Annotated in this window: 18 protein-coding genes; 5 read left to right on the top strand and 13 right to left on the bottom strand. The window is 46.8% G+C overall.

Annotated elements, in window-relative coordinates:
- Positions 1-34 precede the first annotated feature (34 nt).
- Genes BST85_RS06925 through BST85_RS06900 form a run of 7 tightly spaced genes read right to left on the bottom strand, consistent with a single transcriptional unit; the run spans position 35 to position 6145 of the window.
- A complete protein-coding gene (locus BST85_RS06925; RefSeq protein ID WP_342750407.1) occupies positions 35-1366 on the bottom strand; it encodes a DUF58 domain-containing protein in 1332 nt (443 codons plus the stop codon).
- Positions 1367-2362: an AAA family ATPase gene (locus tag BST85_RS06920; RefSeq protein WP_104812580.1), complete on the bottom strand. Its 996-nt coding sequence runs from the start codon at positions 2360-2362 to the stop codon at positions 1367-1369.
- The gene (locus tag BST85_RS06915) at positions 2349-3566 is read right to left on the bottom strand and encodes a DUF4350 domain-containing protein (RefSeq protein ID WP_104812579.1); all 1218 of its coding nucleotides are present in this window, start codon (positions 3564-3566) and stop codon (positions 2349-2351) included. Before BST85_RS06915 ends, BST85_RS06920 begins: the two co-directional genes overlap by 14 nt.
- The gene (locus tag BST85_RS06910) at positions 3559-3927 is read right to left on the bottom strand and encodes a DUF4129 domain-containing protein (protein WP_181039980.1); all 369 of its coding nucleotides are present in this window, start codon (positions 3925-3927) and stop codon (positions 3559-3561) included. The genes BST85_RS06915 and BST85_RS06910 overlap by 8 nt, the downstream gene beginning before the upstream one ends.
- A complete protein-coding gene (locus BST85_RS14325; RefSeq protein WP_181039979.1) occupies positions 3876-4319 on the bottom strand; it encodes a DUF4349 domain-containing protein in 444 nt (147 codons plus the stop codon). Before BST85_RS14325 ends, BST85_RS06910 begins: the two co-directional genes overlap by 52 nt.
- A gap of 1 nt (position 4320) precedes the next feature.
- A complete protein-coding gene (locus tag BST85_RS06905) occupies positions 4321-5196 on the bottom strand; it encodes a YciC family protein (protein WP_104812577.1) in 876 nt (291 codons plus the stop codon).
- Positions 5174-6145 carry a stage II sporulation protein M gene (locus tag BST85_RS06900; protein ID WP_104812576.1) on the bottom strand — a complete coding sequence of 324 codons (972 nt, stop codon included), beginning with the start codon at positions 6143-6145 and terminating at the stop codon, positions 5174-5176. The genes BST85_RS06905 and BST85_RS06900 overlap by 23 nt, the downstream gene beginning before the upstream one ends.
- A gap of 36 nt (positions 6146-6181) precedes the next feature.
- Here BST85_RS06900 and BST85_RS06895 point away from each other — a divergent pair, with 36 nt between their 5' ends.
- Together BST85_RS06895 and BST85_RS06890 are read left to right on the top strand one after the other, a co-directional pair.
- Positions 6182-6892, top strand: a complete 711-nt coding sequence (locus tag BST85_RS06895; RefSeq protein WP_104812575.1) for an RDD family protein — start codon at positions 6182-6184, stop codon at positions 6890-6892.
- Position 6893: 1 nt separating this feature from the next.
- A complete protein-coding gene (locus BST85_RS06890; protein ID WP_104812574.1) occupies positions 6894-7511 on the top strand; it encodes a trimeric intracellular cation channel family protein in 618 nt (205 codons plus the stop codon).
- Here BST85_RS06890 and BST85_RS06885 read toward each other — a convergent pair.
- The gene (locus BST85_RS06885) at positions 7501-8241 is read right to left on the bottom strand and encodes a peptidylprolyl isomerase (protein ID WP_104812573.1); all 741 of its coding nucleotides are present in this window, start codon (positions 8239-8241) and stop codon (positions 7501-7503) included. The two genes, BST85_RS06890 and BST85_RS06885, sit on opposite strands and share 11 nt — an antisense overlap.
- 229 nt (positions 8242-8470) lie before the next feature.
- On the opposite strand from BST85_RS06885, the gene BST85_RS14700 reads away from it, so the two are divergent.
- The gene (locus tag BST85_RS14700; protein WP_342750439.1) at positions 8471-8863 is read left to right on the top strand and encodes an NUDIX hydrolase; all 393 of its coding nucleotides are present in this window, start codon (positions 8471-8473) and stop codon (positions 8861-8863) included.
- Positions 8864-8927: 64 nt separating this feature from the next.
- On the top strand, positions 8928-9731 hold the full coding sequence (locus tag BST85_RS06875; protein ID WP_104812572.1) for a lysophospholipid acyltransferase family protein: 804 nt from the start codon (positions 8928-8930) through the stop codon (positions 9729-9731).
- A gap of 1 nt (position 9732) precedes the next feature.
- On the opposite strand, the gene BST85_RS06870 is transcribed toward BST85_RS06875, so the two are convergent.
- Complete coding sequence (locus BST85_RS06870; RefSeq protein ID WP_104812571.1) at positions 9733-10380, bottom strand: hypothetical protein; 648 nt, start codon at positions 10378-10380, stop codon at positions 9733-9735.
- Between the two features lie 6 nt (positions 10381-10386).
- Positions 10387-10881: an RNA polymerase sigma factor gene (locus BST85_RS06865; RefSeq protein WP_104812570.1), complete on the bottom strand. Its 495-nt coding sequence runs from the start codon at positions 10879-10881 to the stop codon at positions 10387-10389.
- 127 nt (positions 10882-11008) lie between these two features.
- Here BST85_RS06865 and BST85_RS06860 point away from each other — a divergent pair, with 127 nt between their 5' ends.
- Positions 11009-12292 (top strand): NAD(P)/FAD-dependent oxidoreductase, encoded by a 1284-nt coding sequence (locus BST85_RS06860; RefSeq protein WP_104812569.1) that lies wholly within the window; start codon positions 11009-11011, stop codon positions 12290-12292.
- Here BST85_RS06860 and BST85_RS06855 read toward each other — a convergent pair.
- The 3 genes from BST85_RS06855 to BST85_RS06845 form a co-directional block, all read right to left on the bottom strand.
- On the bottom strand, positions 12289-12648 hold the full coding sequence (locus BST85_RS06855) for a hypothetical protein (protein WP_104813934.1): 360 nt from the start codon (positions 12646-12648) through the stop codon (positions 12289-12291). The genes BST85_RS06860 and BST85_RS06855 overlap by 4 nt on opposite strands.
- 50 nt (positions 12649-12698) lie before the next feature.
- Entirely contained in the window at positions 12699-13295 is a 597-nt protein-coding gene (locus BST85_RS06850; RefSeq protein ID WP_104812568.1) for a YdeI/OmpD-associated family protein, read from the bottom strand.
- An 82-nt stretch (positions 13296-13377) separates the two neighbouring features.
- Positions 13378-14373 (bottom strand): DUF1028 domain-containing protein, encoded by a 996-nt coding sequence (locus BST85_RS06845; protein ID WP_181039978.1) that lies wholly within the window; start codon positions 14371-14373, stop codon positions 13378-13380.
- Positions 14374-14442: the final 69 nt, after the last annotated feature.

The raw sequence follows: 14442 nt of genomic DNA, 5'->3' as shown, positions 1-14442 counted from the left end.
AGTAGGAAGACGATTAGGTGGGAGAATTGTTACGTTAAATCAGTCCTCGTGCCTTGATCTCCAGATACTTGTTAATGGTGTTGACGGTTAGTTCCGAAGGCGCTGTAAGTATGGTTTGAATTCCTCGTTGTTGCAGGGTGCGTACCATGAGTCGTTTGTCGTGTTCAAATTGTCGGGCGATTGTCTGCTCCACGATCTCTCGACCACTTTGGGCCTCCTGCATACTCAACTCCTGGAGTTCCGTATTTTCAAAGAAGATCACCACCATGACATGCCTTTTGGCAATCGCTTGGAGATATGGAAGTTGACGCTCCAAAGAAGACGGATGCTCAAAATTGGTGTACAAGAAGATCAGACTTCTGTGATTGATTCGTTTTTTAATGATGGTTTGCAACAGACCATAATCCGTGTCCGTATAGGCAGTATCTACCCGGTACAGGGCATCCATGATCACATTGAGATACGTCTTTTTGGCCGTGGCAGGAAGGAACGCGCCTAATTGAGAAGAGAATTCGACTAGTCCCACCTTGTCGCCTTTCTTCAGTCCTACATTGGAAAAAGCCAGACAACTATTAATGGCATAGTCTAAGAGGCTTAACCCTTCAAAGGGCATCTTCATGGTTCGGCTGGTATCGATCACCGAATAGATGGGCTGCATCTTTTCGTCCTGATACTGATTGACCATCAGTTGATTTTGTTTGGCCGTGGCTTTCCAGTTTACGGTGCGAACATCATCTCCCCGCACATATTCCTTGATCTGTTCGAACTCCATGGTGTGTCCAATTCTCCTGATCTTCTTTAGGCCGTGCATTCCCACTTTGTTGTCCATAGCCAGGAAATCATACTGTTTCATCTGGATATAGGACGGATATACTTTGACTCCCTGTTCTTTGTCAAACTTATAGCGCCTGCTTACCAATCCGATGGGTGAACTGCTGTAACAGTTCAACTGTCCAAAGCTATATTCCCCCCTGGAAACCGGCCTGAGCAAATAGTTCAGTCGGATAGCTTGCTTGCCAGATAGGTTGCTCTCCAAATGAAAGTCACGGCGCTGAAATTGTATGGGGAGCTCGTCAATAACCGTCAACTGGATAGGAAAAGAATAGGCATTGTTGATCTCGATAGCAATCTCATTAGAATCCCCATTGGATAGGCGTTCCGGAAGCTTTCTGCTAGCCAGCAACCCAGCTTTGGCATAGAGCATCCGTAGGTCTACCAAAAGCAATAAACCCATCAAATAGATCAATATCCAGGCAAGTCCGTAAAAACTAGCGGACCAATAAGAGATCAGAAAAACCACGGCAATAACAGCCAGGGCATAATAGAACCGCCTCTTGAAGTACAGGGATTTGATCAGTCGGATCACCTATCGGGGTATTTCTACAGCATGAGTGATCATATCGATAACGGTCTCTGGGCTCATTCCCTCCATTTCTCGCTCTGGTGAAAGAATGATTCGATGTCTGAGCACCGGGATCAGCGACCTTTTGATATCCTCTGGAATCACAAAATCACGTCCTTGTATTGCAGCAAATGCCTTAGCCGCATTCATGACGGACAGGGAGGCCCTCGGTGACCCACCTAAATAGAGATGGGGGTGATTTCTGGTTTTGTCGATCAATTGAGCGATATAACCAAAAAGCTTGTCTTCGATGACCACCTGTTGGACCTGGTCCTGGAATACTCTGAGATCTTCCGGTTTCAGTATAGGTTTAATGGTATTCTCTGGGGATTCCATTTTACGCTGATGATGTGTCTTCAATATCTGTATCTCATCTTCTACCTGCGGATAATGCACCGTGATCTTAAATAGGAATCGATCCAGTTGGGCCTCCGGTAAGGCATAGGTGCCTTCTTGTTCTATGGGGTTCTGCGTGGCCATCACCACAAAGGGGAACTCCATGGGGTAGGTTTGACCATCCATGGTGATCTGCCTTTCCTCCATCACCTCAAATAATGCAGCTTGCGTCTTGGCTGGTGCTCTGTTGATCTCATCGATCAGGATCACATTGGAAAAGATAGGTCCTTGGTTAAATTCAAATTCAGAGCTTTTTAAGTTGAACACAGAGGTCCCCAATACATCACTAGGCATGAGATCAGGCGTAAATTGAATCCGACTGAAATCGGTGTCCAGGCTACGGGCAAACAGTTTGGCCGTGATGGTTTTGGCAATTCCGGGTACCCCCTCTATCAATACATGGCCATTGGCTAAAAGACTGACCAGTAACAGTTCTATGAATTCGTCCTGACCAATAACGATCTGACTTAACTGTTTTTTTACGGCGTCTACCGCTTCCCGAAGTTGGTTGAGGGGTATGCGGTTGTCAAAGTTGAGCGATTCGTTGGATTCAGGAGTTTCCATCTGTAGTCGATTTAAATTGAGTGATTCGTTTATTGAGTTGGATCAGATCCTGTTGACTTAGCTGCTGAGAAGTTTCAACCTGTCCAATAAATGTAAATAGATTTTCAGTGTCTTCCAGACTGTTGCCACTGCGTTCTGATAGCTGTCGCATAAAGTAACGATCTCGATTTTCGGTTGGAATTCTAAACCGCATCCGGATAAATTCCAGGAAGAGGAGGATCTGTTTATTCGCAATTGCACCAAATGCTTTTTTGTCCCAGTACACACCCGCAATGGTCTGCGTGAACTCGAACGTCTTATTCGCTGGTGGTTGGACTATGGGGATAGGGCGCTGTCTTCTTTTTCCCTGAAACAGTACATAGATCAAAATCCCAAACAGCAGGATATAATACGCCCATTTTAGGGAGCGTGTGTCCAAAAGTTGTCGCAAAGGGGATATGTTGACGGGCTTTCCGTTCTTGTAGTAACCATCCCAAAACCAAGTCGCTTTGGGCTCCAAGTAACTGAGTACTTTAGCTGTGAACTCGACATTGTCTTCCTCTAGCAAGAAGTAGTTGCTAAATACCTCTGGTTGTAAATGAAACAGCAGTCTGCCATCTCCATGAGGTACTTCAATGAAATTAGGACGGTAGTCCAGATCGGACAGGCTGTCCTTCATCAATTGCACTTGGCCTAGTACTCTGTGGGTCGCAGTATCTACTTGGCCAAAATAGTTTACCGTAAGATCGCGCTGGATGTAGCGTGGTTCGGCCTCTGTCAATGCTGGGTTTACCAATTCCAAAACTGGTTCTGTAACCAGTCGATTGGTCAGAAAGGCGGTCTCGATCTCCAGACCTAAGCTGTCTAGTAAGTATCCCCCGGGACTTTTCGCAGCCACAAAAACCTGGTTGCCAGAAGCGACCCAATCCAGGAGTTTGTCTCCTTCTGTTTCCTCGATGTTGATGTAGTCATTCAGGAAGAAATAACTGCCGTTGATGCTGGAGTCGGTGAGCACTTGGAAGGGAGGTTCTTGGAAATTGACCAGCTGTGTCGATGGTTCATTGTCCATCAACTCAAACAGCACCTTGGTGCCCAGTGGAATGGTCGAATCTTCGTAATAGGACGGAAACCAACTGACGGGAACAGGCTTGGTAGCCTCCAGGAAAATGAGACCGGCAGTAGCCAGGATAAGGATACTCCATCCAATTTTCTGTGTCCTATTCATGCCCGCTTTCTATTTGATGGTTCAGGTCTTGAAATAAGATCTCGGCCTGACGGAATTGTCCTTCATCGATCAGAAATCCTCCGTACCAGATGTATTCGTACCAATAAGTCGCTTGGTCAAAACGACTGTGGATTGTCCGTGGCCTGAGTTCTTTGGAATAATCCCGATTGGTCTTATCGGACTCGTACTTGATCCAACCAACCTTCCCTAAACCTCTTAGAATCTGCAGGTAGTAATAACGCAGCGCCAAGCGGTATTCACCTGAAGCGATGGCCTGATCAATGAGCGCTTGCAGATCTGCATCGCGGATCAGTTTTTCGTCATCGGCAAGAATGACTTGCGGGTCTGGAGGGCTGGCCAATACCTTGGCCCGGGATTGAGTCGGATCAGTAACCAGACCATAAAGACAATGATTCCAGCAACGATCAAATAGGGCAGGGCCTTTATCAGTTGAAGCCAGAAACCACTAATCTCCCCGTCGCCCAACAACCACTGCCAGAAACTATCCCACATTCGGCCCAACCAAGTTCTGAAGCGAGTCAACCAATTGTCTTGTGGCTGTTTTTCGGTGTAATCGTAACTGGAATCCTCGCGGTAATCATTTAATTGTTGCTCGTTCCAGTCTAAGGGTTGCAAGCCGCTTCGGTCATCCAGAATCAATTCCTCGCTTTGGGAATTATCCAAACTGTCCTGGGCCCAACTGAATGAGGCCAGGAAAACGGAAAGTATGATGACAAGCAGCGCCTTCTGCATCTCAACGCTCCCTTTTGCCGATGGATTCTATGGTCTCCAGTGTGCCCGTATGGAATTTTCTCTCGTGAAGGTTGAAATAAACCAGGGCGGTTGCAACGACCATGATGGTCTGCAAGAGATATTGGGCCATCATTCCTATTGAACTTAGCGCCACATAGATCCAATCGAACATCTCGCCGGGATCACCTGAGATCTCTGCACTTGAGGTAAACGCTCGAACAAAGAAGTAGAGATACTGTGGTACCTGAAAGATCAAAGCAATGATGTAATACAATATCCCGACGACCAAAAGGGTAGCGAAGGTGATCCACCATTCCCCTTTGATCAGCTTAAAACTATATCCGATACTATCCGTAATATCTCGCTTTTCCATGATCATGATGGAAAATGTAGAGGCCAGGACCACGGCAAAATAAATTCCTGGGATCAGGCAGAAGATAGAACCGGCAACTATGATTATGGCATTGAGGAAATTCAGACCGAACAGGTCCCAAATTCCATCGCGTAGTTGGCGTTCTACTTTTCGGGGGTCCACTTCACCATCCTGCTGTACATACTCTTTGATGTAAAATAAGATGGTACCATACAACAAACTATAAAAGATAAGGGCCGAACCCAAAAGGAGGAAGACCGCGATCACGGCCTCGAAACCACTGGTAATCGCACTACCGGGCCAACTCGAATCGTTGAGGCCAAAACTTCCCACTGTGCTTCGGATATAATAGATATAGGATAGAACAACGGCTAGTAAGGCGATTCCCGGTATCCTGATGATAAGGCTTCCCAAGGGCTTCCATTCCATTCGGATGAATTTAAAAGTGTCGCTCAGGATATCACCTAGTTCGCGTTGCTTTCTAAATTGTATGGTCTCTTTCATGTAGTTTCTTTAATCGTATGGGGTAAATAACGTAGTAAAACAGGATCAGCGCCAAAGAACCCCCAATAATGAATATGGCCAGCCAGTCCGGCATTTCTGTATGACGAGTAACAAATCCTTCTAAAAATCCGGCTATGATGAAAAAGGGAATGGTACTGATCAAGATCTTTAAACCGTCCTTGGCTCCTCGCACAAAGGACTGTATCCGGGTATAGGTCCCCGGAAATAGCAAACTGTTACCCAAAACCAATCCGGCGCAGCCGGCTACAATGATCACCGAGATCTCAATGGTTCCATGGATCCAAATGGTCCTGGCCGATTCCCACAACAGATCGTGTTGGTAGAAAAAATACTGGAAGGACCCCAACATCACGGCATTTCTCATCAGCATGAACAAGGTTCCTATGCCCAGGAAGATGCCAAAGACAAAGGCAAACAAGGCCACCCGGATATTATTGATGGTAATGGCCAACGACATATTGAGTTCGGTCATATCCTTATACACCGCCATAGGATCGCCATTCTCGATATTCTCCAGAGTCATGTTCACATACCCATCGCCCATGATCAATCGGACAAAGGTGGTATCGGTGGCCGCCGAAAAGGCTCCGATGATAGCGAACAAAACAAAGGTCAAAAACGAAAACATCAGTTGTTTTTGATACTTGGCGAAGAACAACGGAAACTCATGGGTATAGAAACGGACAAACCGATTTCTGGACTCTCGTTTGGAGGTATAGATCTTTTGGTGGGCCAGAACCGATAAGCGGTTGAGGTATTTCAAGGTCTGGCTTTCGGGATAAAAAGTACGGGCGTAACTGAGGTGATCGGTAACTTCTATGTAGAGCTTGGTCAATTCGTCCGGATCAATGTCCTCACTGCTTCTGAGCAGGTTTTCAAATCTGAGCCATTTATCCTTATTTTGCTTCGCAAAAGCAGCCTCGCGCATTGTTGGGGTATTGGAACGAGTAAAGAAACAGTTTTCGTGGATAATTTTCAAATAGAGACCGCCCAAAATGTACGGATCGAGCAGGATGCCGCGGGAGTAGGAGAACGCATACTCGCCTTCCTGATCGACTCTTTGATCATTGCGGCCTACAGCATTGCGACGCTCTACATTTTAGGGTCCATAGACTTACCCGACGATATGGTCTGGGTTTTTATCTTATCCATCGGATTACCTATACTGTTATATCACTTACTCTGGGAGAGCCTCTGGAATGGACGGTCTCCTGGAAAGGCTGCTATGCAGCTCAGAGTGGTCAAATTAGATGGTTCTCGCCCGGCCTTCTCAAATTTCCTGCTCAGGTGGTTGCTGAGGTTTATCGATGTAAGCATTTCCAGTGGAGCCGTTGCCCTGGTTACCATACTGATGAACGGAAGGGGGCAGCGATTGGGTGATATTGCTGCTACGACAACCGTGATCAGTGAAAAGCAGACGGGAAATCTGGGCCGAACCTTGCTGATGGACTTGCCGGAGGATTATCAACCTAAATACCCTCAAGTAACTGTTTTTACGGATCGGGAGATCCAGACCATCAAGAATGTGCTCAACGATTCCCGAGCCAACAGGAATTACAACATCATTCATCAATTGTCGGAGCGGGTGGCCACGGTAATGGAGATCACTCCTCAGGAAAAGGCCGTGGATTTTCTGACCACGGTGATCAAAGACTATAACTATTACACCCAGTGATATGGATTTGATCCTGATCGTCGACCTGCTTGGAACAACCGCCTTTGCTATATCCGGTGCTTTGGTAGCCATGAAGAAGAGATTGGATCTTTTTGGGATCTTTATCATCGCCTTTGTGACAGCCGTCGGTGGTGGTACGCTCCGGGATATTCTCCTGAAGGCACCCATTACCTGGATGCGGGATCTGAATTATCTCTGGGTCATTGGACTTGCTGCTTTGATGGCCATATTATTTCGCTCTAAACTGGGTTATGTCAGGCGGTCACTTTTCTTGTTCGATACCATTGGAATCGCACTTTATACCGTCCTGGGTGTTCAGAAAGGACTGGCCTATGAATATCCGCCCATCATTTGCGTGGCCTTGGGTGTGATGTCGGCTTCTTTTGGGGGAGTGATCCGAGACCTGATTTGTAACGAGATCCCGCTGATCTTCCATAAAGAGATCTATGCAACGGCCTGTCTGGGTGGAGGATTGACCTATTTTTTGCTTTTGCAAACACCGCTCAGCGATAATTGGGTGTTGATCGTATCCGGAGCCGTTGTTTTTCTGATCCGTCTACTGGCTGTGATCTTTCACTGGTCGCTTCCTTCGGTCTACCGGAAATTCCCTAATCGATAACCTCCGCACTGATATAAACATTTTGCAACGGCCAGTCTCCGTCATCATGTGGCAATTCCGAGATGAGATCGACCACATCCATTCCTTTTGTGACCTGGCCAAAGATGGTATAGCTGCCATTTAAGTGAGCCGTGTGCTCTGGTGGTCCCAGGTAGATGAAGAACTCGAATGGAGCACTGTTCTTATCCGGATTTTCCCGATACTCCTTGGCACCTGATACTGTTCCTCGTTTATGAATTCGACCGTTGTCCAATTCGGCTGGGATCATATACTTTTTACCCAACTTGTTCCGCTTCCTCGGCGTATTTCTGTTATCACTATTCCCTCCTTGTATGATGAAATTGGGAACGATGCGATGAAAAAAGGTTCCGTCAAAGTACTCTTGCTTGACCAAATAGATGAAATTGGCCCGGTGTAGGGGTGTGTCGGTGTACAACTCCAGTTCAATATCGCCATGTTGAGTGGAAATCCGAACCTTGGTCTCCGGGTTGTCCTTACCATATTGAGTCAGAAATTCCACAGCGTTCTCGTTGGTGATCAAGGGATAGGTTTCCTCGGGTTCCTTGGGCTCAACTTCTTCCACTACCGGTTCTGCGGCCACGGTTTCTTTGGGCGTGATCGCAGTGGTTTCCGATTCTGCGCTTGTTCCCTTTTTAGTATCTTCACAAGCCCAAAAACCAAGGAGTAATAAAAGACTGAATACCGGGTATTTCAATGACATTTTCTTCATTTAAAGACGAGTTGGTAAATGTAGCAAAAATGCCTCTTCCGGGAGAAGAGTTGCATTACGCCATGGCACCTATCGAGCGTCTCAAGGAACTGAAGGCAACAGCCAGAAAACAGAATACGGCCAAGCAGGCAGGAGTCCTGGCACTCTTTTATCCTGATTCCGATGCCCAAACCAGGTTCGTCCTTATTCTCCGCAACTCGTATCCGGGAGTTCATTCTGCCCAGGTTGGATTTCCAGGGGGCAATTCGAGGAAAATGACGGTGACCTGCAAACCACCGCCTTACGGGAGACTCACGAAGAAGTTGGAGTCCCTGCAACTTCCATTCAGGTGGTTAGGCAGCTCACCCAGATCTATATTCCGCCCTCTAACTTTATGGTCAGCCCGTTTATGGGGATTTTGGACCACACACCTCGTTTTATACCGGATCCATCGGAAGTTCAGGACGTAATAGAAGTTCCCTTGGTGCAACTGTTGGACCAGGGTTCGTTGATCACTCGGAAGCTATCTACCTCCTATGCCCGTTCCATTGAAGTACCGGCCTTTGATCTCCAGGGACATGTTGTTTGGGGAGCCACAGCGATGATGCTCAATGAAGCCAGAGAAATGTTAAGCCGGCTTTAGCTGCATGGTTAATTTATTATATTTGGCCCCGGGCTGAATTGCATGAAGTTGGTAACTATTTTTTATGGGGCTGTTTAAAAAGAATCCTTTCGGACATATATTGTTTCTAAAGCGCTGGTTGATTCGCATCATGGGCGCCTTGACCCACAGACGTTTTAAGGGCTTCAATCAATTGCAGATCGTGGGTAGCGAGATCATCAAGGATCTCCCGGAGAACAATGTGCTTTTCGTTTCCAATCACCAGACCTATTTTGCCGATGTAGTGGCCATGTTCCATGTCTTTAACGCCAGTCTTCACGGGCGGGTGGACAGTATCAAGAATATCGGATACCTCTGGGACCCCAAACTGAATATCTACTTTGTTGCCGCCAAGGAGACCATGTCCTCCGGGCTTTTACCCAAGGTTTTGGCCTATGCGGGTTCCGTTAGTATTGAACGAACCTGGAGAGCCCAAGGCAAGGAAGTGAACCGACAGGTGAAAATGAGTGATGTGAGCAACATCTCCAAAGCGTTGAACGATGGTTGGGTGGTCACCTTTCCACAGGGGACGACTAAACCCTGGAAACCGATCCGTCGCGGAACAGCGCATATCATCAAACAGAACAAACCCCTGGTTGTTCCAATCGTGATCGACGGATTCAGACGTTCTTTTGACAAAAAAGGGATACGGATCAAGAAGAAAGGGATTCTCCAGAGTATGGAGATCAAACAACCCTTGGAGATCGATTACGAAAATGAGTCGGTGGAAGCGATCGTGGAGAAACTAGAATACGCCATAGAGCAACATCCATCCTTTTTAAAGGTGATCCCACAAAAAGAGTTGGAAGCCCAGGAAGAACTGAATAAGCAGCGACAGTGGCGCTACTAGATCAGACCTCGATCTTCTTCAATTCCTTGTAGTTTCTTTTTAATCTTCTCATCAGAATTCCATACACCAGTCGGTAGAACAGCAGCAGTACCCCTATAAAGAAGATCCCACCAATTACCTGTCCTAAAAAGAAGACCGTGGTAAAACTCTCTGCCGGGATGGCGGCATAGCCTTCATAACTATCCTTGAGCAGATCGTACAGTTTATCCTTATTCAGGTAATAGAAGATATTGGTTCCTATCATCAGTAACACGGCTGCCCCAATGTTGTAACCAACAAAGAACTTGACCGTTTTACGTGTACTAATGATGTTCTCCATTAGTGTCTTGATGGTGTCTGTTACTTGTATCCGCTTGTAGTTGCGATAAAAGAGCACGATGAATACAATGAAAACGGCATAGGTAATGTAATTGATGATGGCAAAGGTCTGTTCCAATCCCATATCGCGTATGATCTCCTTGCTGGAATCTGGCACGACAAAGGACAGACCGGTCCAAAGGACGAGTTCGCCAATGCTGATGTAGAATATCCATTTGACCATGGAGCTGGATTTCTTCAGCAACATCTTATAAATATCCTGATAGGATAATTTAGGAAATTCCTGATCCCGGTTTTGCCACTCCTTCTTTAAAACGTCTAACTGATCCATAGTGGTTTACGGATTTAATATTTTGCGCAACTTCTCCTTGATGCGATTCATTTTCACTCGAGCATTGACCTCTGTGATTCCCAAGGTTTCTGCGATCTCCCGGTAGTTCTTATCCTCCAGATAGAGGAACACCAGGGCCTTGTCGATATCGTTAAGGGTTTTGACCGCGTTATACATCAGTTTGAGCTGTTGCTCAACGGTATCGTCGTATTCCTCTGCGGTGATCTTAAAACTAACCCCTTCGAAATCCTGGGTTTGCACCTTACGCTTTCCTTTTCGGTATAGCGTAATGGCCGTATTCAGCGCTACCCGGTACATCCAGGTACTGAATTTGGAATCCCCTCTGAACTTGGGATATGCTCGCCACAACTGAATGGTAATCTCCTGGAACAGATCGTTATGCGATTCACTGTCCTGGGTATACAATCGGCAGATCTTATGCACGATATTTTGATTCGCTTCCAGTTGGGTTACGAAACTATGTTCCAGCTCTTGGGTCAATGGTCTTTGGTTAACTATTGTGTTAGTGCTTTAAGTGTAGGAATTGTTACAAAATAGGTAAAAAATTCAAGGCGTGCAGCTGGTTTGGATTGGGGTAAATCGTACCTTTGACAGACAAGGCAAATGTATGAATATACCCGCCACGGATCTTCCCAGGATCGTTGTCATCGGAGGAGGATTTGCCGGAATCTCTGCGATACGGCAATTAACTCGAGTCCCTGCCCAGATCGTTCTTTTCGATCGCCACAACTACCACACCTTTCAACCCTTACTTTACCAGGTCTCTACCGCAGGGTTGGAGCCCGATTCCATCGCCTATCCCCTGCGAAAGGTCTTTAGAAAGCATAAGGACTTTCATTTTCGGATGGCCCAAGTGGAACGGATCGATCCTGAAAAGAAGACTATCCTGACCAACATTGGAACGCTGTCATACGATTACCTGATCATTGCGACGGGCACAAAAACGAATTATTTTGGGAATGCTCAGATCGAGCGGAACAGCATGCCTATGAAAACGGTGGCTCAGGCACTGGATATCCGAAGTCTGATGCTACAGAATATCGAAAAGGCAGATCGGGAGGAGAACGCCTCCCGTCGCAAACAGTTGCTCACCTTTGTCATAGCGGGCGCGGGTCCGACGGGAGTGGAGCTAGCCGGTGCTTTGGCCGAGTTTCGGAAAGGTATATTGGGAAAAGATTATCAATACCTGGACAGAAGCGATATGCGTGTTGTGCTCATCGAAGGCAGTGGACGGGTATTGGTAGCCATGAGCGAGTTTGCCTCTAAAAAATCCCAGCAATTTTTAGAAAGGATGGGAGTAGAGGTCTTGCTCAACACCTTGGTGACGGACTATGACCAAGAGGTGGTTAAGACGCAAACGGGACAAGAGATCCCCGCCGCAACCTTTATCTGGTCAGCGGGAGTCACCGGGAATAGTGTAGCCGGTCTGCACGAGTCGGCCTATGTTCCCAGGGCCAACCGCTATCCCGTGAACGCCTTCAATGAGATTGAAGGTATGGAACAGGTTTATGCTCTAGGGGATGTTGCCCTAATGAAGACCGAGCGCTATCCGAACGGTCACCCTCAAGTGGCCCAACCGGCCATTCAGCAAGGAAAGAACCTGGGGAAGAACCTGGTTCGCCACCTGGCCGGAAAACCAATGAGGGCTTTCCGATATTTTGACAAGGGGACCATGGCAACCATTGGACGTAACAAGGCCGTTTGTGATATTGGTAGATACCGGTTTTCCGGGTTCTTTGCCTGGATGGTCTGGATGTTTGTTCACCTGTGGTTCCTCGTTGGTTTCCGAAATCGGGTGATCACCTTTTTTAATTGGACCTATAACTACATCAATTACGACCGGGCAGCCCGGTTGATCATCCGTCCGTTTAAGCGAAAAGCAATTTCCTAGTCCAGTTTCACAGGTAGGGGATCCCCTGAACTGATCCACTGACCGCCGATCTCATCCAGGTTGACATCCAGTTCATCTTGAGTGTCGATGGATTTGATATTCACTTTCATCTCCTCGTAACTATCGATGGACTTAATATTGACGTTGAGTTCGTCATAGGTATTGATGTCCACGATGCGCACATCGATGGTGTTGGTTGCTGGAATCGTCTTTTCCAATGCTGGAACATCTGGAATATAAGAATCGGGTGTTGCTGCAAAAGCAGGTTCAATCAATCCCAATTGCAAAGTCAGGTTAATACTCAGGCAAATAGCGATTATCGTAAGAATAAATCGGGTGTAGCGATCTGTTTTCATAGGGAAAGGATTTTGTTTAGCCAATGAGGCTACAAATTCTATTCCAGATCTCAACAATCCTTGTACTTATCGTAAAGTCCCTTTCCGGCCAGTATCATAGGAATGATCTTCTCCAAGCGGGATTGCTTGGTGGCTTCGCGCTTGGCTTCTGCAATATAACCGGCATATTCCCGCTGTTTACCGGGTGTTAATCCTTCAAATGCGGTTTTTAGATCATTATCTGTATCCAGCTGATCCTGCAGTTGCTGGGGGACATCCACCCCGGTCTTTCGCTGAGGTGTAACCACTTTGCCTTGGCGGCAGTTTTCAGTGGCTTCGTTGATATAAGCTAAAACAACCTTGTCGTCAATAGTATCGGTTTCCGAGAACTTCCATTGGCGCATAGCCTTGGTCTTGCCTTCCTGGGCGTTGTGCATAACACCAGCCGGATCCTTTAGGAAAACCCCCTGGTGGAACCAGATGGCATAGTGATTTTTAAAGGCTGCCATTCCCGCCACCAGCTTGCCGTTTAGGGTGTAGGTAGGAGAACCCCATTTGACCTCCTCTTTCAGTTCGGTCCGCTCAAAAATACTGCGAAGCTGCGTCAGTTGCTCACTCCATCTCTCGTGCTTGCCAATGTAGGCCGTTACTTTTTCCTGGTCGCTCATGGTGGTTGTTTTAGTAGAAATCAAGATACTAAAAACAAAAAAACCATCCCTAAGGATGGTTCATTGATGTGGTTATAAACTCCTATTGCTTGATAAAGCGTTTTGTCAAGGATCCCTGATCGGTCAATATCCTTGCAAAATATACTCCGGCAGGAAGACTGGCCGTATCCAGGTAGATCTGACTGCTACCCGAATTGTTTATCTGCATGAGTTGTTTACCGCTTATGTCGAAAACACTGACTTGATCTACTCTGATACCATCCACCGTCATAATGTTCAACCTGTCAGTTACTGGGTTAGGGCTCAAACCAATGTTCTGACTGAGCGCAATGTTGTCCGTTCCCAGGAATGCATCATAAAGCTCTTGCAGCGCATCGATGGGTTCTTCTCCTGCAGGTAGCTCTCCAACATTCAGTTTTAAGTAGGGATTTCCGGGAGCATCATCTTCCTTATACACCATAATGTAAGCAACAGTAGAGGATGTTCCTTCTTCTAAACAACGTGAATCTGCACCGGCAAAATTAGCTCCTTGCAAGGCGGACATGAGTCGATCTGCCAATGTCCCTTCGGTATTGTTGAAATTGTCTTCCATATTGTCCAGAACAGACTGATCCAGGAGGATGTTCCCTTGAATGCTGTAGGTAGGGCCCTGACGATCTTCTGCATAGGCTTGGTTCTGACTACCAGTAAAGCCGGCTGAGCGCGGATTGCCTTCCGTATCGAAGTCCACAACCCCGTATTGCCGGTCTTGAGGGCCGCCAGCCCCACAGGCATCGTTGGCCAACAGGAAATCGATCACTTCCTGGGGTGAGGCTCCTCCATCCATCAAATCGATCCCGCTATCTAGATTAGGGTTGGGTACACAGACCAGGGCTTGGGCATTAATTCCTCCACGACCTGGAATGATGTCGCTAATGATGTCACTGAGATCGACATCACCTATACCCTGAACACAGGAGGCTCCGGCCGAGCCCACTTCTCCCGTCTCGGGATCCACGGCTATAATACTAAAGGTATCCTGTGCCCTTAAACCCAGGACAGTAAATAAGGTAAATGATAAGAGTAGAATTCGTTTCATAGTTGTTGATTTTTTCCTAAAGATACGCATATATGCCAAAAATGTATGATTAGAACGCCAACGGAAATT

Source organism: Aureitalea marina (assembly GCF_002943755.1).
Classification (GTDB): Bacteria; Bacteroidota; Bacteroidia; order Flavobacteriales; family Flavobacteriaceae; genus Aureitalea; species Aureitalea marina.
This window is presented reverse-complemented; position numbering and strand designations above follow the sequence as displayed.